Genomic DNA, 24,412 nt, shown 5'->3' with positions numbered 1-24,412 from the left:
AAATGGGTATTTAGTCTCTAAAAGCAATTGATTAAATTGCATAAGAAAGGAATTAAATCATGAAGAAACTTTTCGGATTAGTCGTGGTGACAGCCGTTCTGTTAAGTGGATGTGGTGAAGTGCAGATTTCCATTAATAAAGATGAGGGATCAGAGAAAGTAGAAAACACGAATAAGAAGAATGAAAGTGAAAAGGTGGATTTGGTCAATGATGAAATGGATAGTGAAAAGATGACGGATGCTGATAAGCAGGAAGCAGTCCTTCAATTCATCAATGAAGATATTAAGAAAGTGGCAGAATATGAAGTTGCCGCTTTTCAGTCCTTGGCATCTGTCTCGGGTGTTCATTACACCGATGATCCAACCCTGTATAGGGAGCTGACCACTATCACCATTCCCGCCTATGAGAAAGCGTTGGAAGAAGCGAAGGGTATTGAGACCGAAATCCCCGAGCTTGAAGAAATGAAGAACCGGATTGTGACAGCGACCCAGACTTTTTATGATGCACTCATTCTCGAGAAAAAGGCGATAAAAGATCAGGATGAAGGCTTGATTGAAGAATCCAATGCCAAGGTGGATGAGTATTACATGCTTGTGGAAACGTATCATTCCGATATGAAGCTCCTTGCAGAGAAGTATGAAGTAACGTATGAGTTGGATGAACAGAACCTGGATACAGATAGCTTATGATTTCCCGTTAGAAAGAAAGAGGATTCCGTTTTTTAACGGTTTCCTCTTTCTTTTTAGTCTATATTTTCGCACACCAACGCCTGCGTATTCCCCTCCGTATCTACAAAGAACACCATCCAGGTTTCGATGCCCTCCATCTTGGCTACTAAATGAGGTTCATCCAGGAATTCAACTCCGATCTCCTTCAACTCCCTGTAACTGGCATGGATATCACTCACGTCGAAATAAATGACCGAACTGTGGGTATATTCTTCTTTCTCAGGCAGGGCCAGAAGAAGCCTTACCCCTTGACAATTGAAGAACGCCATATGATCGGTCGTAAACAAGAGGGTCTGTCCTAGTTTCTCTTGGTAAAAGGCGGTGGACCGACGTAGATTTTTGACGGGTATGCCGATTTGTTTGATTCCTTGAATGGTTTTCACTTTCCTCTCTCCCTTCACTTCTCTTTCATCGTAAAGGATGATGTGATTGGATTCTTTTCCAAAATCACTTTTTTTCGATAGAGAGTCGGAGAAATTCCGTTATATTGTTTGAAGATTTTCGTGAATGAAGAAGGATTCTCAAAGCCGATTTCAAAGGCGATGACCGTCATGGAAAGCTCGGTGTCTTTCAATAATCCTTTGGCTTTTTCGATCCTGAATTCGGATATATGCCTGTGGGGTGTTTTGCCGTAAAGCTGAGAATAAGCCCGTATCAAGTGGTTGGGAGATAGGCAGGCGATCTTGGAGATCTCTTCTAAAGTGAGTGATCGATCGTAATAGGCACGTATATATTCATGGGCAACAGTCATTCTCCTGTATAACTCTTCGCGGGTAGACGATTTGACAGCATGAATGGATCCGATTTCGTTCAACTGTTGGAAATGAGAGATTAAGAGGTTCTCCATCAGCACATGATACTGCTCTTCCCAAAGAGTGTGATCCAGGTGGGAATGAAGGGCTTTCGTCTTATGTAACTGTTTGGTTAGTGAGGGAGTGATGGGGTAGGTCCTTTCATAGAATTCGACGGGTCCGCTTCGTTTAGATGGATCAGAGATCAGTTGATCAGTAGAATCTGTCAGGGCACGGAGAACATCTTCAGCAAATCCGGATTTAAAGAAGATGCAAAATGATTCCACGGGCTGATCTTCCTCAATGGTGATGGTGTATGGCCCATCGTTTAAGAGAAGATATCGTCCTTCTTCCACGCCGAAGAACCCTCTGTTGGTTTTGTAGAAGGCCTTTCCGTTAACGAAGGTCTTAATGGACAGCTGGCCGACCCCTTCCCAATGAAACAGGTCGCTCTTAGCCTGTAGGATATAGTTAGTAGTGGATGTTGTCATGCGATTTTCTCCCGAATACGTTATTGCTACCATTATACAAAATATTGGAAGGCGATTTCCAGCCGGTTTTATTGACTGATGTTGTTCAATCTCACATAATATGTTCATGTGATTAAACACTTAAACTTTAAAAGAGGGTGAAGAATTTGAAAGCTATGACCATAAAGAAGTATGGAAAGTCTCCTTTAGAACAGGCAGAGCTCCCAACTCCAGAAGTGGGTGAGCATGATGTTTTAGTGGAGGTTTATGCAGCAAGTATCAACCCGATCGACTTCAAGATCAGGGATGGCAAGGTGAAAATGCTGTTGAGTTATCAAATGCCACTCGTGCTTGGGAATGATTTCTCAGGGACAGTGATTCAAGTTGGTAACAAAGTAAGTACGTTTCAAGTGGGGGATGAGGTATACGGTAGGCCGAGGAAAAACAGGATCGGTACGTTCGCTGAATATCTATCCGTCCATGAAGACGATGTGTCGTTGAAACCGGACAACTTGACGTTTGTCGAGGCGGCCTCCCTTCCACTCGTGGGACTGACCACGTGGCAGGCGTTCCATGACATCCTTCAGCTGAAACCCGGTCAGAAGATCCTTATCCATGCCGGTGCCGGGGGAGTCGGGACATTTGCCATTCAGCTAGCGAAGGAAATGGGAGCGTATGTAGCTACAACAGCCAGTGAAAAAGGGCATGAATTGGTTTCATCCCTCGGAGCAGACCAGATCATCAATTATAAGCAACAATCATTTGAGGACGTTTTAGAAGGGTTCGATGCGGTATTCGATACGCTCGGAGGTGATTCCCTGAACCGGTCGTTCCAAGTGCTGAAGTCACATGGTAAGATCGTGTCGGTGTCGGCGGTACCAAACGGGAGATTTGCTGTAGAAAACCAGATGGGTTACATCAAACGTATCCTATTCACTCTCGTAAGCAGAAACATCGCTTCCCTTGAAAGGAAGTATAACGTGGACTATCACTTCTTGTTTATGAAGCCGAGCGGTGAACAACTGAAAAGAATCAAAAAACTTGTGGAGAATAAAAAAATCCGCCCAGTGATTGACAAGGTATTTCCCCTTGAGGAAGCCCAGAAAGCCATTCAATACGTGGAAACGGGCAGAGCGAAGGGTAAGGTAGTACTTGAGGTCAAAAAGCCCTTATAAGGCAATTGAAGATGCCGGATGGAATTACCCGGCCTCAGTCTATTCATGTTGTTCTTCTTCACGAATAGCGAATACTTTCTTCGCAACCGTCAGGGCATTGAGGATGCGTGGAAAGCCTGTATAAGGAATCAGATGGGTGATGCTTTCAACGATCTCCTCCTTCGATAGTCCAGCAGTCAACCCCGTATTGATATGAAGCTCAAGCTGAGGCTCCGTACCTTGTGTCACAAGTGATGAAATGGTAATGAGCGCACGCTGCTTATTGGTCAATCCAGGACGCGAATAAATATCGCCGTACGCAAATTCAATGATGTATTTACCGACATCAGGAGCGATATCTTCCAATGCTTCTGTTATCTTCAAGTGTGTTGAAATCTCTTTATTATCTGAAAGTGTGTATTCCATCAGTTTGTCTAATCCGTGTTGATATCTGCTTTCATTCATTGTATATACCTCCTGTAAATGTGCTACAGGATATACTATATCGTTGTGTAACTTATGCGTAAAATACATATTAATTATTGTTAGTATGCAATTTGGTTATAGTTTATCGATTGTCCAGCATCTTCTTGAATTCAAGGACTGCAAAGGATTCATATCGTCCTTTTTTTGTGATGATTCCCAAGTTCCACGGAACGGTCGGATTCACAATGGGAATGGATTTAACCACACGCTGGTCCACTTTTTTAGAGATGGATTGAGGAAAGATCGAAATGCCGAGATTCTGGCCGATCATTTCCCCTATGAAGTCCCATTGTGAGCTTTCGTAGGCGATCTTCGGATAGAAGCCCGCTTTTCGGCACTCTTCAATGATTTTGTCGTGAAGGGCAAAATCTTCACTGAAAAGGATGAAATCCTCATCATGTAATTCCCTCATTTCCACCTTTTCTTTCCCGGCTAACGGGTGAGAGTGGTGGACAAATAACATGTGCTTCTCGGAAACGAACGGTACGACATCAAACTGCTCTTCATCCATCGGTAAGACTACAACCCCCAGGTCGAGCATCCCATCCCTCACTTCTTCTTCCACCTTATTCGCCCCATATTCGTTCAGCTGAATGTGGACGTCAGGAAACAACGTCTTAAATTGTTTGATGATGCTCGGGAAAAATAAAAACCCGATCAGCGGGGGAATTCCGATTTTAATTTTCCCTTTCTTCAGGTTCATCAAGTCATAAAGGTGAGTGGACAAATGATCAAGAGATTCAAGGATCACCTGTCCCTGCTCATAAACGATTTCGCCTGCTTCTGTCAATTCGATTTGACGGGCGGATCGGTCGATGAGCTCCATCTCCAGTTCATCTTCAAGGCTCCGGACCATTTTACTGAGAGTAGGCTGTGATAGATGCAGCACATTTGAAGCCTTCGTAAAGCTTTTATATTTCGCCACTTCATTGAAGTAGGTGAGCTGTCGTATATCCAATGGTATCTCTCCTTTTTAATCTATAACTTTTTTGCATAACATCCATAGTTTTAATTCATTTTACTTATTTATAGGAGAAGAGTAAACTTTCTTACGTCAAAAAATTTACTAGTTAACGTTGAAAGAGTGAAGCGGAATCATGTAGCGCACTCTCTCTTTTTGTTTTCGTTAGAAGGGTGGAAAGAAGTTGTTTAGTATTTTAATTGGTCTGGTGCTCTTGATGGTCTTTGCTTATCTTGGCTGGTCCATCATTTGGATTGCACCGATCGTCGCAGGTATTGTCGCGTTCATGAGCGGTATGGATCTAATGGATGCGTACACCGACACCTATATGTCGGGATTTGTTCATTTCGCCAAGCAGTGGTTCCCCATCTTCTTATTAGGAGCCGTCTTTGGGAAATTGATGGAGGATACGGGGGCAGCCAAATCCGTCGCCTATCAAATTACTAAAATGATAGGGGAGAAGCGTGCAATTCTGGGTGTTTTGGTCGCTTCGGCTGTTCTGACTTACGGAGGCGTGAGTCTTTTTGTCGTTGTGTTTGCGATCTATCCCATCGCTCTCGCTTTATTTAGAAAAGCCGATATTTCAAGAAAGCTCATTGCGCCGACCATCGTCCTTGGTGCATTCACGTTCACCATGACAGCCGTTCCCGGAACACCACAAATACAGAACTTAATCCCAATGAAGACGTTCCATACGTCACCGATGGCAGGTTCATGGATGGGAATCGTAGCATCGCTCATCATGGCTGTAGGGGGATATCTTTGGCTTGTAGGAAGGCAGAAAAAGATGGCCGCAAGAGGAGATACATTCAAAGAAATCAATCGTCCAGGATCTGAGGCGGAGAAAGATCAACAAGTGTTGCCAAATTGGATCATTTCCCTATTGCCATTACTTCTCGTCGTTGTGTTATTGAACGGTATTAAGCTGGACGCCATCTCTTCATTATTGGCAGGAATTATCTTGATACTCCTAATGAATGTTAAACGGTACAAGAAATTTATCCCGTCCATCAATGAAGGGGCAAAAGGCTCTGTGATGGCTATTATTAATACCAGTGCTGCAGTAGGGTTCGGTGCAGTCGTGACAAGTGTCCCTGACTTCGACCGAATCACGGATCTTTTATTGGGGATCTCATCAAATCCCTTGATCTCTGAGTCATTGATTGTACAGATTCTTGCCATGATTACCGGTTCTGCATCAGGGGGAATGGGAATTGCCATGCAGGCACTCGGTGATACCTATTATCAACTGTCACAATCGACGGGAATCAGTCCGGAAGCTTTTCATCGCATGGCTTCCATTGCCTCCGGGGCATCGATCCTGCCTCACAACGGGGCATTACTGACGTTGTTGGCAGTGACAAATGTAACGCATAAAGATTGTTATAAAGATGTGTTTATTGTGGGCCTTGTAATCCCGACCATTGCAGTCATTGCCGGGATCATCATGGCTAGTATAGGACTTATCTAACTATTAAAGGAGTGTTTTACATTGGTAGAAAATAAAGTGGTTGTCATTACAGGTTCAGCAAGCGGCATTGGCTTTGAATTAGGGAAATCCTATGCTGAAAACGGAAGTAAAGTAGTACTGACTGATTTAAATGAAGAAGGCGTTAAGAAAGCAGCAGAAAATCTTAAAGAACTTGGATATGAAGCGATCGGACTTAAAGCCGACGTCACAAGTGAAGAGGATATTAAGAACATGATCGATAAGGCATACCAACAATATGGACGAATCGATGTACTGGTGAACAATGCTGGATTACAGCATGTGTCTCCAATTGAAGAATTCCCTACAGCCAAATTTGAGCTCATGATTAAGATCATGCTTACGGCCCCTTTTATCGCTATCAAGCACGTTCTGCCAATTATGAAAGAACAGAAATTTGGCCGTATCATTAATGTTTCTTCCATCAACGGCTTAGTAGGTTTTGCCGGAAAAGCTGCTTACAACAGTGCGAAACACGGTGTGATTGGATTAACGAAAGTGGCTGCTCTCGAATCGGCTCCTTATGGGGTTACAGTGAACTCCATTTGTCCTGGTTATGTTGATACACCTCTTGTAAGAGGACAACTGAAGGACATCGCCACTACACGCAACGTTCCATTTGAAAAAGTCTTGGAAGAGGTTATTTATCCTTTAGTCCCTCAAAAGCGTCTGTTGGATGTCAGTGAGATTGCGGATTATGCCATGTTCCTGTCCAGTGACCAAGCGAAAAGTGTGACCGGTCAGGCAGTTGTCATTGACGGCGGCTATACAGCACAATAGTGAATTTTTGAATGGCTTCGGCATGCTAAATGCTGAAGTCTTTTTCATTTATTCACCTTTAGGAGATCCTACGCATAACCGGACACTTTGGTTTACCACTCTTTCTTCTCCAAATTTATTTGAAAGAATAATGTCTTGTTCCATTTTTCTTGTCCTTCACCTTTTTTGTTTTTCTTATTTCGTCATGATTTTTTGCTAAAAAAAGGTAGATTCCTAGTTTTAAAGAGTAGTAGAGAGAGCATCATTCGTAATGGAAATATGTAAAAATATGATAGTTTACAATTTTGTATACTTGTAAACAAATATGTACACAATTGTATACAATAAAGTATACATGTACACAAACAAGTACACATGTTGAATTAAAGGGATGTGTACAAATAATGTATACAAAGATACAAAAATGTATACATGTGCTCTCTCTGTGGGGATCCATAATCGATAGAAAAGTAGGATTGACCAGAGACAAGAAATTGTTTAATCTGGAAGTAAGAGTTGAAATTTTTTGACAAATTCTCACTCATGAATGAAAGGATGATTTTAATGACGAATTCTCGAATTGCAGCCATTGATGTTGGTAATGATTCTTTAAAAGGTATTTTTGGGAAAATGGACGCTGAGGTGAATATTCCGAACGTCATCGCACGGGATATTGAAGATCGTCCGATCATCGGGATTGAGGAACTGGATACACAAGACCCACTAGACGGCATACATATCCGTGTCCACTCCCCTGCTCTGAAAGACAACAATGCAATTTATCGTGTAGGTAATCTTGCAACAAAGAGCAATAACTCGACTGAACTTGATCCGGGTAGCAGTAAATCAGAAGAAGATCAAACACTGATCATGCTGTTTGCTTCCATCGCTCTTGATGCAGCACGGAACGATTCTAATTTTAAAAAGAATAATAATGTAATAGAAGCAAACTATACGCTCGGAACAGGTCTTCCCCTCCGTGAAGTAAAGGAAGGGAAAGATGTTGGTTACCGCTCAAGATTATTAGGTTCGGTACACCAGGTCGAGTTCCTTGTCACTCCTCGTTATCAAGGAATCAAAGTAAATATTAAATTTGATGAAGTGAAGGTGTATCCTGAAGGATTTGCTGCTTTTATCAACCTTGTAATGGATAATAATTCTAATATCATCAATAAAGATTTGGTAGATAAGCGAATCTTGATTCAGGATATTGGAGGATTATCAACAGATATCGCGGTCATTAAGGATCGCAAGGTAGACGACGATAAAGCCCAAGGATTTAATTTGGGTGTGTCTGAATCACTTGAATTAATCCGGGAGGAAATCCGCTCGAGACACGGTATAGAGCTTGACAGCCGACGCGATGTGGTTGAAATCATCACAAAGAAAAATGATCGAAATCACATTATGGTCAAAGGAAGTCGTACAAGCGTCCACGATATCGTCGACCGTATCATGCTTGAACTTGCTAAGAAGCAATACCGCCACCTGCGTAATATGTGGCAAAAGAACTCCCAGACGGAAATCTGCTACTTCATCGGCGGTGGATCAAGCGTCCTGAAGGAGTATATCAAAACGCTTAATAACAATCTTGACGGGTACAATATCGACTTCTTTGAAGATGAGAAGGAAAGCATTTGGATGATGGCCAATGCCTACTATAAGCTGATTGCGGACTTCTTAAGAAAAACGCAAAAACAACAAACCCAAAAAGAAGAACAAAAATTAGCGAAAACCAAATAGGGTGATGGTATGAAAGAAAAAGGGATGTCGAGGGGACAGCCGATAACGTTTCGTCTCCCTTCTGATACACCTGATCATGTTTTAAAGCATCTACAAAAGCTTAAGGAAACGGAAAAACGAAATTTTTCCAGTAAGATTGCAGAGCTTGTACTGAATGGTGTGAATGACACGATTGCAAAGAGGCGGGAAGCGATTACGATTCCCCTTCCCAAGGGGTTGGATAAGTCCCAACGTGATTGGTTAAAACATGAACATTCTGAAGCGCTCTTAGGGAGTATTGTGTATCAACTGCTTTCAAATCCGGTTCGTACAGCCTCCCTGCTTGCTTCCTTAAGCAGTAACTCGTTGGATATAGATGAAGCCCTCTATCTTCAGGAAGAATCTGCAGCAAGTCATGATACTAGTAGGGAATGGTCCCTTGATCAAGTGGTGGATGATACACCAGATGAAGAAATAGATGAGCGTTCTTATTCTACTGATGAAGAATTGGACAACTTTGACTGGGACAGTGCCATGAAACCCCAGGAAACGGTTAAGGAAGAACCAAAAGAAGAATCGCTGGACGATTTGTTAGGCGATTTCCTTGCCCAAATGAATAAATGAAATAAGAACCTGAAGCGTTTTAAGCTTCGGGTTCTTTTTCGTTTAAGAGAAAAAGTCCTCAATGCCCCATCTTTTTCAAAGCACACTTCCCTTCTTTATACAACCATCTATTAAAGTGAGAAACTGTAATCAATTTGTCTTATTTGAATTATTTTTTCTACCCCAAGTCCACAAGTTTATATGTCTCTAAGAAACAAATGTTACAGAGCGTCTTCCATTGATTAAAACATGTATAAAAAATGGCAGTTTATTTCAAATGATTCCCATGACCTAGTTTATGCATGGCCACAATCGAGGTAAACACCGATTAAACAGAATAGAAGCGTGTCATTGGCAAAACCATTATAGAGGAGAGATTCGATGAGTATTCAAAAAAGTAATGACAGCTCAAGTCTCGCGGAAGTAATTGATAGAATCCTGGATAAAGGAATCGTCATTGATGCATTTGCCCGGGTTTCCTTGGTAGGAATCGAGATTCTGACAGTGGAAGCTAGAGTCGTCATTGCAAGTGTGGATACGTGGTTACGATATGCAGAAGCCGTTGGGCTTTTGAGGGATGAGGTCCAGGAAGAGGGTCTCTCAAAGCAGGAAAATGAAAGAGGAACAGCATTCAGCATTTAAACAAGTAAATCAAATATAGTTTTACTAATTTAGTAGAAAAGAGGATGAATATGTCAGAAGTGAAGAGCAGTCAACAAGTAGAAGAAACGAACGCGGCAGAAGAAAAGCAGGCAAGCGAAAGCAGACCATCCATGAATTATGCGATTATCGGCGGAGTGGTTGGAGCAGGAATAGGATTGTTATCCAACCCCGGAACAGGAAAGAAGGTAGTGGACAGCCTGGGCAAATCAGACGTAATGAAAGCAGCCAGTAAAGAACTGCGGAGATCGGCACAGGAATTCCTGACTGAACAAGCGATTATTACACTGCGACAATCGGCTACAGGATATATGAGTAAGCTCGAAGGAGGATTACTTTCTCCTAAGAAGAAAAAGGAAGAGTCATCGGAAACGAACGAATCCAAAGCTGAACATAGCGGAAATTCAAACAATCAATCAGAGGAACTGGAAGAAATCAAAGAAGAAAACAAACATTTAAATGAACGATTAGAACGCATCGAGGAAATGCTTAACAGCCTTGTGGAATCTAAGAAATAACATCGAGCCTTCCGAAGGGGGAATTGAATGGGTAAGCCGGTAAAAAAAGCAGTTGGCAAGATGGCAAAAAAAGCCCTGGATCATGCTCCTGAATCCCTTAAGGACACAATCAAAGAAAAAGCAAAAGAAAAATTTGTCGAAAACGTTGAAGAAGGCATGCAATCAAAAGCAAATGAAGCATCCGAGAAGCTTAAGGACGCGAAAGAAAACAATGCAGCTAATGTTCATAACAAAGCAGAGGAAGCAAAGGAAAAAGTACAGGACGTATTACTTTCGGTACGGGAGAAACTGAGTCATGCAAAAGAAGCCGGTGAAGAATTTCAAAAGAAAATCTCCTCCTCCGATCAAGATCGAACCAAGATAAAAAGTGTAGGCAGTCTTAAAGGAGCAAGCGATATTAAAAGCTCCTTTAATATCAAAAGCTCTACAGAAATTAAAAGTTCAGAAAATATAAAATCTTCTAAAGACATTAAGACAATCAGCTCTTAAGCACCGAAAGGAGAATGAAAGATGGCTATTCAAAAAAGTAACAACAGCTCAAGTTTGGCAGAAGTCATTGACCGGATTCTTGATAAAGGTATTGTCATCGATGCCTTTGCAAGAGTATCAGTTGTAGGGATTGAAATTCTAACGGTAGAGGCTAGGGTTGTCATTGCCAGCGTGGATACATGGTTGCGTTATGCAGAGGCAGTGGGGCTTCTTCGTGATGATGTCGAAGAAAATGGACTTGCTACTCAACAAAATGAAAGAAGCTCCCAGTTTAGCATTTAGATAGACACGGGGAGCGACTGCATCAGGAATGAGAAAGTGTTTTGAAGGGGAACTAAACGGTCCCCTTTCAAAACAGTAGGAGGCGACTATGGTTATCAAGGAAATCATGAATAGTGTAACGGATTTCTTCAATGAACATGTGGCTCCAGTCCATAAGATTACGTCAGTGGAATTAACGGAAGACGAAGGCTGGAAGCTTCAAGTAGAGGTCATTGAAGAAAAAGAATATATGAAAAAATATGCAAAGGATGAGATGCTCGGCACGTATGATGTCATCCTCAATAAAGACAAGGAAGTCACATCATTTAAGAGATGGGATATCCGCTACAGAAGTGCCATTGGACAGGAAATGTAGTGGTGAGTGAGTAGGAGGGAATGGTACGTGACGGTCTTAACAAAACGGGTCAAAAAGGATAGCAGGGCACTCATTCAAGACGATGAAACGAAAGAATTGCTTTCGCGTTCATTGCAATACCTGAAAGCTGGATATCCTGTACATTTTACAGGTCCTTCCGGAGCCGGGAAAACCTCTCTGGCACTCGCACTTGCAAAGAAGAGGAAAAGACCGGTTATGCTCATGCACGGAAACCACGAACTGAATAATAAAGACTTAATCGGTGATTTCACCGGCTATACAAGCAAAAAGGTCGTCGATCAATATGTCCGATCTGTATATAAAAAGGATGAAAGCGTAACAGAGACATGGAGGGACGGACGTTTACTGGAAGCGGTCAAGAACGGCTATACACTTGTATACGATGAATTTACACGATCACAGCCTACAACGAATAATATCTTCCTTTCTATTTTAGAAGAAGGAGTTATTCCATTATACGGATCAAAGCTCACTGAACCTTTCATTAGGGTGCATCCGGAATTTTCCATCATTTTCACTAGTAACCCTGCAGAATATGCAGGGGTTTATCAAACACAGGATGCTCTTCTAGATCGGTTGATTACGATTAACGTAGATTATAAGGAACCTGAGCAAGAAGCAATGATCGTATCAGAAAAAGCAAACCTGGTCATGAGCGAAGCAAGAGCCATCACCACACTCATTTCTACTCTGCGTGATCAATGTTCGAAAGATACGAACGGACCAAGCTTGCGGGCTTCCTTGATGATCGCAAGGCTTGCCATTGAATCTGACATTCCCATAGACGGTAAGAATCCTGATTTTCAACGTCTATGTATCGATATAGCAGCACAAAGTGTCAGTCGATGTATCGACGGCAAAGACCCTCAACAAAAAGCGGAAAAATTAATCATAGATGCATGTAAACAAATGAAGGTATCTGAGGAATAAAGGAGAGTTTTATGATGAGTCAGGAAGAAACGGGAATCTATATATTTTGTGCCATTCAGACAGACAAAGATGATCAATTTGGTTCTATTGAAATAGAAGGCGAAGAACGGGAGACGTTCACGATCAGGTACAAGGATGCCGCAATGGTAGCAGCGGAAGTACCGATGAAAATCTATCATCCAAAGAAGCAGAATCTTCTTATGCACCAAGGGGCGGTCTCGCGGGTGATGGATCAAAAGGATACGGTCATACCAATCAGCTTTGGAAATGTTTTTAAATCAAAGGACGATGTAGCAGCCTTACTTGAAAACCTTTACCCCCAATTCGAAACTCTATTTCCGGCCATCAAGGGGAAAATTGAGTTAGGCCTGAAGGTGATCGGTAAAAAAGAATGGCTGGAAGCGATGGTCAAAGACAACCCGCAGGTAGAGAAAATGGCATCATCGGTTAAAGGGAAATCGGAATCTGCCGGCTATTATGACCGCATACAGCTTGGAGGGATGGCACAGAAGCTATTTGCGGGCCTCCAACATGAGGTGAAGCAGGATGTCTTTACTCCACTTGAAGAAACAGCTGTATCAGCAAAGGCGAATGACCCTTCCAGTGAGAAGATGCTGCTTAACGCCTCCTTTCTTATTGATCGTGAACAAGAGGAACAATTCGATCAGAAGGTCAATGAAGCACATGAACAATGGAAGGATAAGGTTGAATTTCATTACAGCGGCCCGTGGCCAGCTTACAATTTCGTCAACATCCGATTAAAGGTGGAGGAAGGCTGATGATTCATAAATTGGTGAGCGCACCAATTAATCTGGTCATTAAAGTCGGAGAAAAGATCAAAGAAGAAGCGGATAAAGAATTATTCGACCTTCCTACCATTCAACAAAAATTGATTCAGCTTCAAATGATGTATGAATTAGGGGAAATCCCTGAAGAAGCATTCCAGGAAAAAGAAGATGAGCTCTTAGCAAGATATGAAATGGCGAAACAAATGGAAATGGAGCAATGGGAAGAATTAACGAAAAAGAAATAAGGGTGATCAGATGAGCGATTTACTTTATCTATATGGCTTAATTCCAACAGAAGAAGCAAATAAAGAAACCCTGCCCCCCATGAAGGGGTTTGATGGAGAAGGAGAACTGTATACGATACAAATTGAAGATGTAACCGCCATTGTCTGTGACCTTCCATCCGATGACTACTCGGGGGAGTCAATTAAGGAAAAAGTCGATAATGACATGGACTGGCTTCAGGAAAAGGCCTTTCATCACCACGAAACCGTATTGATGGTGTCGAAACTCTATACCATCATCCCCCTTAAGTTTTGTACTTTGTACAAAAATGAGGAGAGTCTGAAAAGCACGATTAAAGGTAACCGAAACAAGCTTGATACGACGTTTAAACAACTGGATGGAAATGAAGAATGGAATGTCAAAATCTACTGTGACGATAAGCTGTTGAAAAAGCAGGTAAGCGAAAGCAATCCGTCCATTGAAGCCAAAAGACAGGAAATCAGTGACTTACCAAAGGGCAGGCAGTTTTTTGAAAAGAAAAAGATCAATCAGCTGATCGACAGGGAACTGGAAAACGAGAAAAACCGCCTCTGTGAAGAGGTTCATGAAAAACTGAAAGAGCACTCGATCTATGGAAACATTAAAAAAAATTGGAGCAAAGACGTTACGGGACGACAGGAACATATGGCATGGAACAGTGTATTCCTCCTTCCGGTTTCCAATGTGGGTGAATTTGTAGAGGAAATCAAGCAATACGAAGAAGAACTGGGACAAGCCGGCTGGAAAATCGAAGCTTCAGGACCTTGGCCACCCTATCATTTTTCTAGTTTTTCTTAACCAACTAATAAGGAATGAGAAATATGACTGTAAGAGAATCGATCGAGAACAAAGATATAGCCCTTATTGATATTTTAGATGTCATTCTCGATAAAGGTGTGGCGATAAAGGGAGATTTGATCATATCCATTGCAGGGGTCGACCTCGTATATCTGGATTTGCGGGTATTGATTTCTTCAGTTGAAACTTTAGTTCAGCATAAGCAGGGAACGCGTAAAACGGTCACGTCCGACCAATTTGATCAAGAAAGGGAGGGATTGATCCATGCAACAGGCCAGCGGGACAAATGGGCGAATTAATTTCGATCCGGATAAAGCAGAGCAAGGCTTGGCACAGCTAGTATTGACCGTCGTGGAACTGTTAAGGCAAATTGTCGAGCGGCATGCTATGCGACGTGTAGAAGGCGGTACATTAACGGATGAACAAGTAGAGAACCTGGGGATCGCCCTTATGAACTTAGAAGAAAAAATGGAAGAGTTAAAAGAGGTATTCGGTCTTGATGCTGATGACTTGAATATAGATCTTGGCCCTTTAGGAAGCTTGATGTAATAGCGGTTAGGGAGGTTACATGATGGGAATGGAGCATCCGGTACAATCCAATACAATTGTGGATGTATTAGAAAAGATTCTGGATAAAGGTGTAGTCGTGGCAGGAGATATTACGGTGGGTATCGCCGATGTCGAGCTGCTGACAATCAAAATCCGCTTAATTGTTGCCTCTGTAGATAAAGCAAAGGAAATAGGAATGGACTGGTGGGAAAATGATCCCTATTTAAGTTCAAAAGCGGCAGATAACAACACGAAAGCCCTTGAAGAAGAAAACAAGAAACTACAGGAACGATTGGAATCACTTGAAAAGAAACTGGATACAAACCGCCTTAACCCGGCGGATACAAACTAATTGGAGGTTTTACAAATGGCAGAAAAAAATAATACGCAAACAACAGTTGAGAATCAAGGACAAGAAAAGAATCCTACGAATGAGAACAAAACAAGAAGAAGCGGCCCGATCAAGAGGACAGTGGCAGGAAGTCTCCTCGGAGCAACAGTGGGCTATTTAGCAACACCTAAAAACGGGAAAAAACTTCTGGATCGTATCGATCAAGAGAAAATTAAAAGCAAGAGCTTAGACTTCGGAAAAGCAGCAAAAGAAAAATCGAGAAAAGCCGCTGTCACACTAAAATCATCTACAGCGAGCCTCTTCAAGCGTGATAGGGACGAGGAAGCATCTGAAGATACAGCAACAGCTGTAAATGCGACAGAAACGAACCAGTCAGAAGACTCCAACCAAGACTATGAAGCTCTTAAACAAGAAAATGAAGAACTTCAGAATCGCCTGCAGCAATTAGAAGAAAAAATGAATCAAATTGCAGCAGCCCGTGAGGAAGAAGATGATGAAGAGGAAGACGAAGACGAAGAAGAGGAAAAAGAAACTTCTTCTAGAAAGAAATCGTCAAAGAAATCCAAAGAAACGGCGACAGATGAAGAGGATGACGACGAGGAAGAAGATGATGATGATAACGACGATGAGGAAGAAGCATCAAGCAAAAAGAACTCAAACAGCAAGTCAACAAAAGGAAAGAAACGATCTACACGTAAGAGCAGTGCTAAAAGTAAAAAAACGGCCAAAAAAGATGATGACTCAGGCGAAGATCAAGAAGAAGACACAACACTCTCTACGGAGGATGACACAGTAGCTTAATGAAAGGGAGATGTGATCATGAGTTCAGGATCAGAAAAGGACAGCATCTTAGAATTTTTTGTGCAAGCTTCAAATAAACATGACTTTTCATTAGACATCACGTTAAACGTCGCTGGAGCCGTCATAACGGGTACTCTCGTTTCTGCGAAGGAATACTTCGACTCGTTAAGCGAAACCTTTGAGGACGGCAGTGACGTGGCTCAGAAGCTGAGTGAGGAGCTTGCCAAGGCAGGAGAGTCAGTAGAAGAGAATCAAAGCGCTGAAGCCAACTTCATTCATTTGAAGAATACAAAGGTATATTGTGGCGACAGCAAGCCTACCCCTTCCAAAGGGAAAATTATGTGGCGAGGGAAAATCAGTGAGGTAGACGGCTTTTTCTTAGGGAAAATTGCAGAATCGAAGAGCAGTAAATAATAAAAAGCGACTGAGCTTGGAATCAGTCGCTTTTTGCTATAGTAAGGGGAAATTTATTTCCCGGGCAGTAATCAACTCCAAAATCAAGCCCATTTCCAATAATAGATGGAAATGGGCTTCTAAATGACATCTTATTTTTGAACATTGATGATTTCACTGCTGTTCGGCTCTAAAGTCATCTGTACTTCAATATACTGCTTACCATCTGAAGCGTAGTTTTGTGTGATGCTTCCTTTGGATACGTTATATTTCCCCTCTTTCATGTAAAAAGGGATTGTAACCTGTAAAGGTTTATTTAAACGATTGGTTATATCCACTCGCTGTGAATCAGCATTTCCGTCGTTCGCTTTCAGATAATCTGCGTCAAAGGACATGGTCCCGCCTTCTGTATCGCCGTTTTGGTAAACAGGGATGGAACGATCGGGATCTTCGTAATGGTAGGATGAGATCTGACCGTTTTGAACGGAGAAGTCTCTAAAGCCTACCCAGGGTTTACCGGATAACTCAATGGCCGTGGTAGTGGTATATAAGATGCCATCCTGCTGGGTTACATCGTCAATATGAGTGTGTCCATGAAGACTGATTGTCACATCATTCGCCTTCATGATATCGATCAATTCTTGAGCATTTTCCCCGTGCCATTGCTGGTCGTACTTAAGCCCTAGTTTTTCGCCAAGGATCAGTGTGCTCAAGCGCTGAGGGTCATGCTGTTCATCATATTGCTTCCAGTATTCTTGAACGTCAGGATCGTCTTGAGGCCAAATATCTCTGTCGCGCCATAATGGATTATGGTGTGAAAAGAGGCCGCGGATTTGGTCACTTTGTGCGGTTTTGGCGTTCTCTTGTAGATCTTGTTTCACCCAGTTCAACTGTTCTTCCCGAATCTGGCCGCCCCATGTTGGAACAGAAACCGTACCATTTCCACTTCGGTCAAATTTATCCCAATCGAATGAGTTATATCCGATGAAATGGGCGTAAGGTCCGTAATCGAAGGAGAAATATTGAGGCCCGAAGTACTTTTCCCAATACTTTGCTCCATCCGTCAGTGTTGCATCCTGGGCGTAGTAATCATGGTTTCCAGGGACGATATAGACAGGTACATTCAGTTTTTGAAGCATTTTAAAGGTTTCTTCATATTCATAAATATACTCTTGAGGATTTTGTTGACCAAACATTAAATCTCCTGTCAGAACCACAAAATCGGGGTTCTTTAAGTTGACTTCTTTAATCGCTTTCTGCAGATATAACCAGCGTTTGGTTGGGTCCGGATCCCACATGCCGGTTTCCCTTGCCCGGCCTGGCGTTAAGGAAGAGGGATCATCGGTATTTCCAAGGTTACGCGGAGAACCTATATGAGTGTCAGTCAAATGCAAGAAGGAAAAGTTCTTCTTGTACTCGTCGACCACTTTGACAGAATGAGGTTGTTCATCTGTGATTCTTTGTCCGTTCCCAGTATAGGTCACCTCTAAATCATATAATCTCTGTGGAGTCCCCTCAGGAATGGAGACGGTGACATCGACAATGGAAGAGCTGTCCTTCCAATGCGATTGTCCTGGTTGTACAGATTGGACCGGTAATTCGTATTCACTGGTGAGGGAAGAGTGATTCGTTTGCTTTAATTTTACAGACCAAGACCCGGCTTCCTTTCCTTGAGTATCAACCTTTATGGTAAGGGGCTCCCCTTTCTTTTTAATAGCAGGCGTTGCAAATAAAGGATAGATAATCTGATTTACCTTTTCATCAACCGAGATATTTGGCGATTCGTCTAAGTAATGAGTACTGTTTCCGATTCCTCCATCACGCTCGCCAGAAGCACTAAGGGGGTTGTCCAGTGCCTGGGCTGATAGTGGAAGAAGAGAAAATACCAACAGTAGTACGAATCCTTTTTTAAACCAATTCATCATGATGCTTACCTCCTTTTCTGCCTCAAGAGTATCAGCTTTATGTAAAGGCAGTGTGGAGGGGTGTTTACAGAATGATATCTCTACTATTTACATTTTAATAAAAGAAATCCTACTAAAAAGGATGCCCCAATCATGTGGGACACCCTCTCTATCGTTAAACAAGTATGATCCATAACAATAAAGTAAATACAAGGGCGGTTAACCCTTGAACCAGCGTAGCGGCGGTCTGTGCCTTATAAGCGTCCGTGACCTTCATTCCGCTGAACTGTGTGACAACCCAGAAGTAGCTGTCATTGACATGGCTGACCGTCATGGCACCTGCTCCAATGGACATCACGACTAAAGCAAGCGGCACGGCACCTTCAATCCCCATTTGTGGAAGTAGCGGGGCAATCAGGGAGGAGGTGATGACCAGCGCTGCCGTAGAAGACCCCTGAGCCGATTTTAATAGTGCTGCCACAATAAATGGTATGAGAAGGACAAGGGCACCGGAAAGCAATCCTCCGTCTGCAATTCCTTGAATCATTTCCGCAACGGGAGTCGCCTTAATGACGGAGCCGAACGCCCCACCTGCACCTGTGATCAAAAGAATATTGGTCGCATCTTTCATCCCTTGAGTAACCCAGCCGTTCAAAGTTTCTTCATCCCATTTCGGCATGAGGGCGAATGCCGCCAGGACACCGATGAGTAAGGCTACAACAGGCGATCCGATGAATAAGAGTACATCTGCGGCTCCGCCTTTCCATTGGAAGAAGCTGACGACTGATCCTGCCCCGATCAATAGGATGGGAAGGACAATAGGGGCAAAAGATTTGAACGTAGAAGGAAGTTCTCCGAAGGATTTGACAATCTCATCATAATCCAAGTCCAGCTCATCTTCTCCTTCGATTTCAATTTTATCTGCGACTTTAACCGCCCACAGATAGCCTGCTAGAATTGTAGGAATGGCTACAATGATCCCAATTAAGATAATCGTTCCTAAGTAATCACTCGCACCGATATTCCCGGCTGCGGCAATAGGACCCGGGGTAGGTGGCACGAGGGTATGGGTTGCGTATAGACCCGTTGCCAGGGCAACGGACATGGAGGCAAGAGCCACTTTTGCCCGTTTTGCCAATGCTTTTTTCAAGCTTGAGAGAATGACGTACCCTGAGTCACAGAAGACCGGGATACTGACGATGGCACCGATAAGGGACATGGCGAGCTGCGGTCTCTTTTCTCCTACTAATCTCAGAACCACTTCTGCCATCCTGAGAGCAGCGCCTGATTTCTCTAAGATTGTTCCGATGATGGTACCTGCTACGATGACGATGCCAATATACCCCATCAGCCCACCGAAGCCGCCGTTTACTGCTTCTACGACTTCATTCAATGGAAGACCAGCGAATATGCCGACTAAGAAAGCTGCAAATAATAACGATAAAAACGGCTGAAACTTTAATTTAGATGTTGTGAAAATGATGAATCCTACCCCTAAGACAATGACCGTAAATAACCAAATTCCCGACATGAGAAGTTCCCCCTTTTATTTTTCACCCTTTGTTCTGTTCAAAATTCGTGCGATGTTTCTTGTTTCATGGTAAAGAAGTTCCTCGGCCCGGCTGATGCTTTCATCTAAAGACATTGGGCCGATGGCGATGGAGTGACAGCTGTCAAAGTCTCCGTATAAGTTTTGATACCCTTCTCCCAAGCTCCCGGCGATAAGGGACACCGGTGTTTGATACTGGTTGGCGATGGAAGCGACATAGGAGGGGAGTTTACCGAACAGTGTTTGATAATCGCTCTGTCCTTCACCGGTGAGCACCCAATCTGCATCCCGAACCGCAGTTGAAAGGCTGGACGCTTCAGCAACGAGCTTCGCACCGGATTCAAGTTTGCCGTTTAGATGAAGGAAGGCGAAGCCCAGCCCTCCGGCTGCGCCGGCACCGTTTGTATCTTTGAAGTCAATCCCTCTAGCCTCTGTAAGCACCTGACTGTAGTGAAGCAGTTGTCGATCGAGCTCCTTCACCTGTTCTTTCGTGGCCCCTTTTTGTGGACCGAATACAGATGAGGCTCCTGTTTCTCCGCATAAAGGGTTTTCGACATCTGAGGCGATGTGAAACGTACACTCTTTAACGGCGGGGTGAAGAGTACTCCAATCCACTTTAGAGATGAGTCCAAGATCTCTACCGAAGGACCCGACAGCATTCCCTCGTTCATCATGGAAGGTCACTCCAAGGGATTGGAGCATGCCGAATCCACCATCATTAGTAGAGCTTCCGCCCAGGGCAATAATGAAGTGACGAAAGCCTTTTTCCATGGCTGAGACAATGACTTCCCCGATACCTCGTGACGTTGTGTGGAAGGGGTTCCGTTTTTCTTTCGGAACCATGGGTAATCCTGCAATGGAAGCTATTTCAATGACCGCCGTCTTTTGATCTCCCAGTATTCCATACTCAGTGGGGATTTGTTCTCCCAAGGGACCTGTTGCTCTTGTCTTGATTTTCTTCCCTCCCGTAGCATAAATGAGGGTCTCAAGAGTCCCTTCGCCTCCATCGGCCATAGGGAGGACGTTCGTGTTAAACAACGAAGATTCATCCAGGAAGGCTTTCTCCATAATCGTCCCAACCTTAAGGGAACTTAGACTGCCTTTAAATGAATCGGGGGCAATAAGAATATTCATAGCGGCTCCTTTTTTTCAGAAAATATAATCTATTCTTCTATTAAATCAACTAAAGTAAGCGGTTACAATGTGAGTTCCTCTAAACATTTCTGTATAAAAATAAAAAAAGATTGTGCATCTGCACAATCATATTCTTACGTCTACATACTCATCTCCTGGATGATTAAAAGAAATCGAAGCAATATGGCATCATCAAACTGTCTTGGATTAAGACCTGTCAGTTCCTCAATACTTTCAAGTCTGTAGAGGAGAGTGTTTCGGTGAATATGCAATGAGCTTGCTGTCTCTTTCATGTTTAATTGGCAGTCAAACAGCCGTTGAAGAGTCTCTCGCAGCGTGGTGCTCAGGTGGAAGGTGCGATCATCATATCGATTCATAAAATCCTTCCTGATCTCAATGGGCACTTGCTTGATAAGATCCATGATACCCCAATCCTGAATATGGATATAGTCGGGGAACTGTGGGAAACTCTCTTGTAATTCCAGTGAGTTGTGTGCTTCCATATAAGATTTTCTGTATCCGTTGACTCCCGAGTAGATATTTCCGACAGCTGTCTTCACGCTGAAATGCTTTTCCTGTAAATGTCGCTGCAGGCGGTTAGCCAGCTGGATACTTTCTCCCTTGGTGGGGCAAATGCTTGATGAAATGCCGAGAACGCAGGATGATTCGGTAACGAAGGATTGAAAGTGCACTTTCGGTAGTTGAAGCATTATTCTCCTCATTAGCTCTTCCTTGACCATTGATAGAGGAAGGCTCGGTGAAGAGTGGGCTGATAGGTCATCAAATTGAACCAACATGATTTGTACCTTTTCGTTCGTTTCGAGATGTAAGTAGTGATGTGCAAATGACTCATTTTTTTGTTCATCAAAATAATGGGGGTGAACCAAATCCAGTAACCAATTATCCATCAATGTTTTTTGGTGCTGCAATTGATTGTGAAAATGTACCTGCTGCAACATCACTTCAACGGTGACCTTCACGATCTTCACAAACTGCTCTAATTCTTGTGGAGAACCTGTAACCCCGACAACTCCGATCATTTCCCCAAGGAACTCAATCGGAAGGTTGATTCCTTCCTTGGAGCCGTGATACCTGCCTGATTCTTGCTCCGATATGATCAATGGGCTTTTCTGTTCGAGAACGTATAGAGCTCCTTCGTGAACTTGATTCATACGTGAAGGGTCTGTGCTGGCAACAATGACGCCGGACGCGTTCATGATGTTGATATTGTAATGAACGATGGTCTTCAGTTTTGAGATGATTGGATAAGCTAATTCTTCCGTGATTTGCATGAGAAACTCCCCGTCATTTATCGTCTTTTCTCCATTCTAGCATATGTTTTCTTTCTTCAGATTCGGGTAGAGTACTGTACAAAGGAGGTTACCTTTATGAAACGTTTAATTGGAAGACTGATCAAATGGGGACCTATTATTTACCCGATCTATAAGAAGTATCGGAATAAACGAAGACATAAGAAATCGATGACGTATTGAGAGAGCAGCCTGCAATGGCTGTTTTTTTATTGGCACAAAATAACCCCCCCTGGACTCCAGGGGGGCAATCTCCTTAATGAGACGTTCTTCTCATTCCTCTTAGAAGAAGACTTAATAGGAATACAAAGATGATCGCTCCAATCAAGGCCGGTACGATGGCGATTCCTGCAAGTGACGGTCCGAAGCTTCCGAGGAGCTCTCCGCCGATCCATGCACCGATGATACCGGCAATGATGTTTCCGATGATCCCGCCAGGAACGTCTTTACCTAATATAAGTCCAGCTAACCAACCGATGATTCCACCAACAATTAAGTACAAGATAATACCCATTTTTGTTACCTCCATTTATCGTTTTTTAATATGTGTTGTTATAAAGTAAATTCCCCTTTTTCTCAAAGTCAAAACCTAATATGTTGTCACTTGGAAAATTTTCTGAAGGACATACATGACATACTTAACAGCAGGCAATTTATCCTGATATTCTTCATAGTCAACGGTGTACGTCCCGTTCCGGTTGTTCCATATACGGTCAAAATAGTCGTCGATTTCAGTCATGGTCTTGCTGTCTGTAGGGGCTGTCAGCTTCAGATTTTCTTCCATATTGTAATCATCCATATTCCGGGACGTATAGTTTCCCGACCCGCCAATGACGGTACTTTGATCCTTTCCTTTTACATAGATAATTTTTGTATGATATTGCTCTTTATTGGTGTTATACCATCTGATGGTAATATGTTCGTTCTCTAATTTATGGAGTTCGGCTGCAATAGGGAGGTTCGGTAACCCGATCTTTTCTTGACCAAAGGCATTCTGATTCGGGTCCAGCACTATACGGATGTCCACTCCCCGTTCGGCTGCATCTTCAATCGCATCGATGATGTCCCGGTCCGCCAGATAAAACATGCCGATCCATGCTTCGTCACCCTTTTTGGCCTTATCTAATGCCTGTACGACCCCTTTTTGGATTTTTCGTTCCGTCAAGATTTGTGCCTTGACAGTCGATCCATCTGTAGGGACGTCTTTGACGGTCTTGTCGAGTTCTTCCTCGGAAGGGAAGGCGTCCATCTTGCCATTTGAGAATGCCGCAACGGCTTTTTCGGCTTTGACCATATCCTTGATGATGTCCCCCTTCACCTTGAAAGCAATATTCGAATGAAAACCACTGGCATCATGGGGGTTGGCCGATAAGATGAGACCTGCGTCTTCCGTCATCACCACTTTTCGATGATTGGCCTTTACATTTAATAGTTTCAAATAGGATCTCATCGTGACGTTTGGTGCGGAAGGGGCCATCGGGTTGGGCAGCCACCCATAACCATCCTGTCCAAACCAGCCAATAGTGGTCCTCCAGACACCTGAGTATAAGATGTTGGGATCTCTCAGGCGATTCAAGTCGGTAAATACGACTTCAGCTCCCTGTTTTTCTAACGGTTCAAGTTGTTTCGCTATATGAGATCCGTAAGTCGTATTGACAACATCACTGATAAAAACCACTTTTAAATCGGGTTTCTTTTTCATCTGTTCTTGAATTTTCTTGGATAATGTTTCACTGATTTTAGGATAATCGCGGTCACCCTTCGTATATCCGTTCACTAAAAATAAGTCCAGTACAAGAAAATCATCGGCTTCTTCAATGGTTTGATAGACTTCATTGAAGATCGACTGGTCATATTGTTCCTTTCCATCTTTCTGATAAGTCAAATCGTATAAAAATTCTACTTCCTTTTCCGGTATGGTATAGGTGTCACTGGCGTAAGAAACCCCGGGTGGCAATGGTTTTACCCGGTTGTAAAACATGACCACGGTAAGAATCAGCAGGATGGCGCCGCCTATCCACCAACTTTTCTTCTTGTACCACTTTCTCTTTGTCTTCAAATGAATTCCCCTGTTCTACTATTTTTTCTTACTATACCCTGAATAGCAGGGAGAGAATCCATGGGGCTGAAGAAAATTTCATATAAAAAAACC

General features: G+C 42.9%; 30 protein-coding genes. 20 read left to right on the top strand and 10 right to left on the bottom strand.

The window, feature by feature from the left end; translation table 11 throughout:
* The first annotated feature begins 59 nt into the window (after positions 1-59).
* Complete coding sequence (locus ACIGG7_RS18700; RefSeq protein ID WP_397550622.1) at positions 60-689, top strand: hypothetical protein; 630 nt, start codon at positions 60-62, stop codon at positions 687-689.
* A 53-nt stretch (positions 690-742) separates the two neighbouring features.
* Here the strand turns inward: ACIGG7_RS18700 and ACIGG7_RS18695 are convergent, their stop codons facing one another.
* Together ACIGG7_RS18695 and ACIGG7_RS18690 are read right to left on the bottom strand one after the other, a co-directional pair.
* Positions 743-1,111: a VOC family protein gene (locus tag ACIGG7_RS18695; RefSeq protein WP_397550621.1), complete on the bottom strand. Its 369-nt coding sequence runs from the start codon at positions 1,109-1,111 to the stop codon at positions 743-745.
* 14 nt (positions 1,112-1,125) lie between these two features.
* Entirely contained in the window at positions 1,126-2,010 is an 885-nt protein-coding gene (locus tag ACIGG7_RS18690; protein WP_397550620.1) for a helix-turn-helix domain-containing protein, read from the bottom strand.
* A gap of 146 nt (positions 2,011-2,156) precedes the next feature.
* Here ACIGG7_RS18690 and ACIGG7_RS18685 point away from each other — a divergent pair, with 146 nt between their 5' ends.
* On the top strand, positions 2,157-3,164 hold the full coding sequence (locus ACIGG7_RS18685; protein ID WP_397550619.1) for an NADP-dependent oxidoreductase: 1,008 nt from the start codon (positions 2,157-2,159) through the stop codon (positions 3,162-3,164).
* 39 nt (positions 3,165-3,203) lie between these two features.
* On the opposite strand, the gene ACIGG7_RS18680 is transcribed toward ACIGG7_RS18685, so the two are convergent.
* The gene (locus ACIGG7_RS18680; protein ID WP_397550618.1) at positions 3,204-3,608 is read right to left on the bottom strand and encodes a carboxymuconolactone decarboxylase family protein; all 405 of its coding nucleotides are present in this window, start codon (positions 3,606-3,608) and stop codon (positions 3,204-3,206) included.
* Positions 3,609-3,711: 103 nt separating this feature from the next.
* Positions 3,712-4,587: a LysR family transcriptional regulator gene (locus ACIGG7_RS18675; protein WP_397550617.1), complete on the bottom strand. Its 876-nt coding sequence runs from the start codon at positions 4,585-4,587 to the stop codon at positions 3,712-3,714.
* Between the two features lie 187 nt (positions 4,588-4,774).
* Between ACIGG7_RS18675 and ACIGG7_RS18670 the strand changes: the two genes are divergently transcribed.
* The 18 genes from ACIGG7_RS18670 to gvpU all read left to right on the top strand — a co-directional run bounded on the left by ACIGG7_RS18670 (position 4,775) and on the right by gvpU (position 16,384).
* Positions 4,775-6,061 (top strand): GntP family permease, encoded by a 1,287-nt coding sequence (locus tag ACIGG7_RS18670; protein WP_224944276.1) that lies wholly within the window; start codon positions 4,775-4,777, stop codon positions 6,059-6,061.
* A gap of 21 nt (positions 6,062-6,082) precedes the next feature.
* Positions 6,083-6,859: a 3-hydroxybutyrate dehydrogenase gene (locus ACIGG7_RS18665; RefSeq protein ID WP_397550616.1), complete on the top strand. Its 777-nt coding sequence runs from the start codon at positions 6,083-6,085 to the stop codon at positions 6,857-6,859.
* 543 nt (positions 6,860-7,402) lie between these two features.
* The gene (locus ACIGG7_RS18660) at positions 7,403-8,581 is read left to right on the top strand and encodes a ParM/StbA family protein (RefSeq protein WP_224944270.1); all 1,179 of its coding nucleotides are present in this window, start codon (positions 7,403-7,405) and stop codon (positions 8,579-8,581) included.
* Positions 8,582-8,590: 9 nt separating this feature from the next.
* Positions 8,591-9,184, top strand: a complete 594-nt coding sequence (locus ACIGG7_RS18655) for a ribosomal L1 domain-containing protein (RefSeq protein WP_224944268.1) — start codon at positions 8,591-8,593, stop codon at positions 9,182-9,184.
* Between the two features lie 360 nt (positions 9,185-9,544).
* Positions 9,545-9,805, top strand: coding sequence for a gas vesicle structural protein GvpA (gene gvpA / locus ACIGG7_RS18650; protein WP_224944266.1), 261 nt, complete (start codon positions 9,545-9,547; stop codon positions 9,803-9,805).
* A gap of 50 nt (positions 9,806-9,855) precedes the next feature.
* Positions 9,856-10,341, top strand: coding sequence for a GvpT/GvpP family gas vesicle accessory protein (gene gvpT, locus ACIGG7_RS18645; protein WP_224944264.1), 486 nt, complete (start codon positions 9,856-9,858; stop codon positions 10,339-10,341).
* A gap of 27 nt (positions 10,342-10,368) precedes the next feature.
* Positions 10,369-10,830: a gas vesicle protein GvpQ gene (gvpQ, locus tag ACIGG7_RS18640; RefSeq protein WP_224944262.1), complete on the top strand. Its 462-nt coding sequence runs from the start codon at positions 10,369-10,371 to the stop codon at positions 10,828-10,830.
* Between the two features lie 21 nt (positions 10,831-10,851).
* Positions 10,852-11,112, top strand: coding sequence for a gas vesicle protein GvpJ (gene gvpJ / locus ACIGG7_RS18635; protein ID WP_034764908.1), 261 nt, complete (start codon positions 10,852-10,854; stop codon positions 11,110-11,112).
* 88 nt (positions 11,113-11,200) lie between these two features.
* On the top strand, positions 11,201-11,467 hold the full coding sequence (gvpO, locus tag ACIGG7_RS18630) for a gas vesicle protein GvpO (RefSeq protein WP_397550615.1): 267 nt from the start codon (positions 11,201-11,203) through the stop codon (positions 11,465-11,467).
* A 27-nt stretch (positions 11,468-11,494) separates the two neighbouring features.
* The gene (gvpN, locus tag ACIGG7_RS18625; protein WP_224944258.1) at positions 11,495-12,418 is read left to right on the top strand and encodes a gas vesicle protein GvpN; all 924 of its coding nucleotides are present in this window, start codon (positions 11,495-11,497) and stop codon (positions 12,416-12,418) included.
* An 11-nt stretch (positions 12,419-12,429) separates the two neighbouring features.
* Positions 12,430-13,197 carry a GvpL/GvpF family gas vesicle protein gene (locus ACIGG7_RS18620; protein WP_397550614.1) on the top strand — a complete coding sequence of 256 codons (768 nt, stop codon included), beginning with the start codon at positions 12,430-12,432 and terminating at the stop codon, positions 13,195-13,197.
* Positions 13,197-13,451 carry a gas vesicle protein GvpG gene (locus ACIGG7_RS18615; protein ID WP_224944255.1) on the top strand — a complete coding sequence of 85 codons (255 nt, stop codon included), beginning with the start codon at positions 13,197-13,199 and terminating at the stop codon, positions 13,449-13,451. Before ACIGG7_RS18620 ends, ACIGG7_RS18615 begins: the two co-directional genes overlap by 1 nt.
* 10 nt (positions 13,452-13,461) lie before the next feature.
* Complete coding sequence (locus ACIGG7_RS18610; RefSeq protein WP_397550613.1) at positions 13,462-14,268, top strand: GvpL/GvpF family gas vesicle protein; 807 nt, start codon at positions 13,462-13,464, stop codon at positions 14,266-14,268.
* A gap of 23 nt (positions 14,269-14,291) precedes the next feature.
* Positions 14,292-14,567, top strand: a complete 276-nt coding sequence (locus tag ACIGG7_RS18605; RefSeq protein WP_034764922.1) for a gas vesicle protein — start codon at positions 14,292-14,294, stop codon at positions 14,565-14,567.
* Complete coding sequence (locus tag ACIGG7_RS18600) at positions 14,533-14,817, top strand: gas vesicle protein K (RefSeq protein ID WP_224944241.1); 285 nt, start codon at positions 14,533-14,535, stop codon at positions 14,815-14,817. The genes ACIGG7_RS18605 and ACIGG7_RS18600 overlap by 35 nt, the downstream gene beginning before the upstream one ends.
* 22 nt (positions 14,818-14,839) lie before the next feature.
* The gene (locus tag ACIGG7_RS18595) at positions 14,840-15,169 is read left to right on the top strand and encodes a gas vesicle protein (RefSeq protein WP_224944528.1); all 330 of its coding nucleotides are present in this window, start codon (positions 14,840-14,842) and stop codon (positions 15,167-15,169) included.
* A 15-nt stretch (positions 15,170-15,184) separates the two neighbouring features.
* A complete protein-coding gene (gvpT, locus tag ACIGG7_RS18590) occupies positions 15,185-15,970 on the top strand; it encodes a GvpT/GvpP family gas vesicle accessory protein (protein WP_397550612.1) in 786 nt (261 codons plus the stop codon).
* 18 nt (positions 15,971-15,988) lie between these two features.
* On the top strand, positions 15,989-16,384 hold the full coding sequence (gvpU, locus tag ACIGG7_RS18585) for a gas vesicle accessory protein GvpU (RefSeq protein ID WP_397550611.1): 396 nt from the start codon (positions 15,989-15,991) through the stop codon (positions 16,382-16,384).
* Between the two features lie 131 nt (positions 16,385-16,515).
* On the opposite strand, the gene ACIGG7_RS18580 is transcribed toward gvpU, so the two are convergent.
* The 6 genes from ACIGG7_RS18580 to ACIGG7_RS18555 form a co-directional block, all read right to left on the bottom strand.
* Positions 16,516-18,288, bottom strand: a complete 1,773-nt coding sequence (locus ACIGG7_RS18580) for a metallophosphoesterase family protein (RefSeq protein WP_397550610.1) — start codon at positions 18,286-18,288, stop codon at positions 16,516-16,518.
* Positions 18,289-18,442: 154 nt separating this feature from the next.
* A complete protein-coding gene (locus tag ACIGG7_RS18575) occupies positions 18,443-19,798 on the bottom strand; it encodes a GntP family permease (RefSeq protein WP_397550609.1) in 1,356 nt (451 codons plus the stop codon).
* Positions 19,799-19,813: 15 nt separating this feature from the next.
* Entirely contained in the window at positions 19,814-20,950 is a 1,137-nt protein-coding gene (locus ACIGG7_RS18570; RefSeq protein WP_397550608.1) for a glycerate kinase, read from the bottom strand.
* 140 nt (positions 20,951-21,090) lie between these two features.
* A complete protein-coding gene (locus ACIGG7_RS18565; RefSeq protein WP_224944233.1) occupies positions 21,091-22,242 on the bottom strand; it encodes a CdaR family transcriptional regulator in 1,152 nt (383 codons plus the stop codon).
* A 274-nt stretch (positions 22,243-22,516) separates the two neighbouring features.
* Positions 22,517-22,774 (bottom strand): GlsB/YeaQ/YmgE family stress response membrane protein, encoded by a 258-nt coding sequence (locus ACIGG7_RS18560; protein ID WP_224944231.1) that lies wholly within the window; start codon positions 22,772-22,774, stop codon positions 22,517-22,519.
* Between the two features lie 75 nt (positions 22,775-22,849).
* Positions 22,850-24,319, bottom strand: coding sequence for a phospholipase D family protein (locus tag ACIGG7_RS18555; protein WP_224944228.1), 1,470 nt, complete (start codon positions 24,317-24,319; stop codon positions 22,850-22,852).
* Between the last annotated feature and the right edge of the window lie 93 nt (positions 24,320-24,412).

It is taken from the genome of Rossellomorea sp. NPDC077527 (assembly GCF_044542955.1).
Classification (GTDB): domain Bacteria; phylum Bacillota; class Bacilli; order Bacillales; family Bacillaceae_B; genus Rossellomorea; species Rossellomorea aquimaris_E.
Note: the sequence above shows the minus strand (reverse complement) of the source record. Positions and strands in the feature narration are given on the sequence as shown.

What these genes read in the sequence shown, in the direction of transcription:
- ACIGG7_RS18700 (WP_397550622.1), top strand. Translation starts at nt 60, where the DNA reads ATGAAGAAACTTTTCGGATTAGTCGTGGTGACAGCCGTTCTGTTAAGT.
- ACIGG7_RS18690 (WP_397550620.1), bottom strand. Translation starts at nt 2,010, where the DNA reads ATGACAACATCCACTACTAACTATATCCTACAGGCTAAGAGCGACCTG.
- ACIGG7_RS18680 (WP_397550618.1), bottom strand. Translation starts at nt 3,608, where the DNA reads ATGAATGAAAGCAGATATCAACACGGATTAGACAAACTGATGGAATAC.
- ACIGG7_RS18660 (WP_224944270.1), top strand. Translation starts at nt 7,403, where the DNA reads ATGACGAATTCTCGAATTGCAGCCATTGATGTTGGTAATGATTCTTTA.
- ACIGG7_RS18655 (WP_224944268.1), top strand. Translation starts at nt 8,591, where the DNA reads ATGAAAGAAAAAGGGATGTCGAGGGGACAGCCGATAACGTTTCGTCTC.
- gvpA (WP_224944266.1), top strand. Translation starts at nt 9,545, where the DNA reads ATGAGTATTCAAAAAAGTAATGACAGCTCAAGTCTCGCGGAAGTAATT.
- gvpT (WP_224944264.1), top strand. Translation starts at nt 9,856, where the DNA reads ATGTCAGAAGTGAAGAGCAGTCAACAAGTAGAAGAAACGAACGCGGCA.
- gvpQ (WP_224944262.1), top strand. Translation starts at nt 10,369, where the DNA reads ATGGGTAAGCCGGTAAAAAAAGCAGTTGGCAAGATGGCAAAAAAAGCC.
- gvpJ (WP_034764908.1), top strand. Translation starts at nt 10,852, where the DNA reads ATGGCTATTCAAAAAAGTAACAACAGCTCAAGTTTGGCAGAAGTCATT.
- gvpO (WP_397550615.1), top strand. Translation starts at nt 11,201, where the DNA reads ATGGTTATCAAGGAAATCATGAATAGTGTAACGGATTTCTTCAATGAA.
- ACIGG7_RS18620 (WP_397550614.1), top strand. Translation starts at nt 12,430, where the DNA reads ATGATGAGTCAGGAAGAAACGGGAATCTATATATTTTGTGCCATTCAG.
- ACIGG7_RS18615 (WP_224944255.1), top strand. Translation starts at nt 13,197, where the DNA reads ATGATTCATAAATTGGTGAGCGCACCAATTAATCTGGTCATTAAAGTC.
- ACIGG7_RS18610 (WP_397550613.1), top strand. Translation starts at nt 13,462, where the DNA reads ATGAGCGATTTACTTTATCTATATGGCTTAATTCCAACAGAAGAAGCA.
- ACIGG7_RS18605 (WP_034764922.1), top strand. Translation starts at nt 14,292, where the DNA reads ATGACTGTAAGAGAATCGATCGAGAACAAAGATATAGCCCTTATTGAT.
- ACIGG7_RS18600 (WP_224944241.1), top strand. Translation starts at nt 14,533, where the DNA reads ATGCAACAGGCCAGCGGGACAAATGGGCGAATTAATTTCGATCCGGAT.
- ACIGG7_RS18595 (WP_224944528.1), top strand. Translation starts at nt 14,840, where the DNA reads ATGGGAATGGAGCATCCGGTACAATCCAATACAATTGTGGATGTATTA.
- gvpT (WP_397550612.1), top strand. Translation starts at nt 15,185, where the DNA reads ATGGCAGAAAAAAATAATACGCAAACAACAGTTGAGAATCAAGGACAA.
- gvpU (WP_397550611.1), top strand. Translation starts at nt 15,989, where the DNA reads ATGAGTTCAGGATCAGAAAAGGACAGCATCTTAGAATTTTTTGTGCAA.
- ACIGG7_RS18580 (WP_397550610.1), bottom strand. Translation starts at nt 18,288, where the DNA reads ATGATGAATTGGTTTAAAAAAGGATTCGTACTACTGTTGGTATTTTCT.
- ACIGG7_RS18575 (WP_397550609.1), bottom strand. Translation starts at nt 19,798, where the DNA reads ATGTCGGGAATTTGGTTATTTACGGTCATTGTCTTAGGGGTAGGATTC.
- ACIGG7_RS18570 (WP_397550608.1), bottom strand. Translation starts at nt 20,950, where the DNA reads ATGAATATTCTTATTGCCCCCGATTCATTTAAAGGCAGTCTAAGTTCC.
- ACIGG7_RS18565 (WP_224944233.1), bottom strand. Translation starts at nt 22,242, where the DNA reads ATGCAAATCACGGAAGAATTAGCTTATCCAATCATCTCAAAACTGAAG.
- ACIGG7_RS18560 (WP_224944231.1), bottom strand. Translation starts at nt 22,774, where the DNA reads ATGGGTATTATCTTGTACTTAATTGTTGGTGGAATCATCGGTTGGTTA.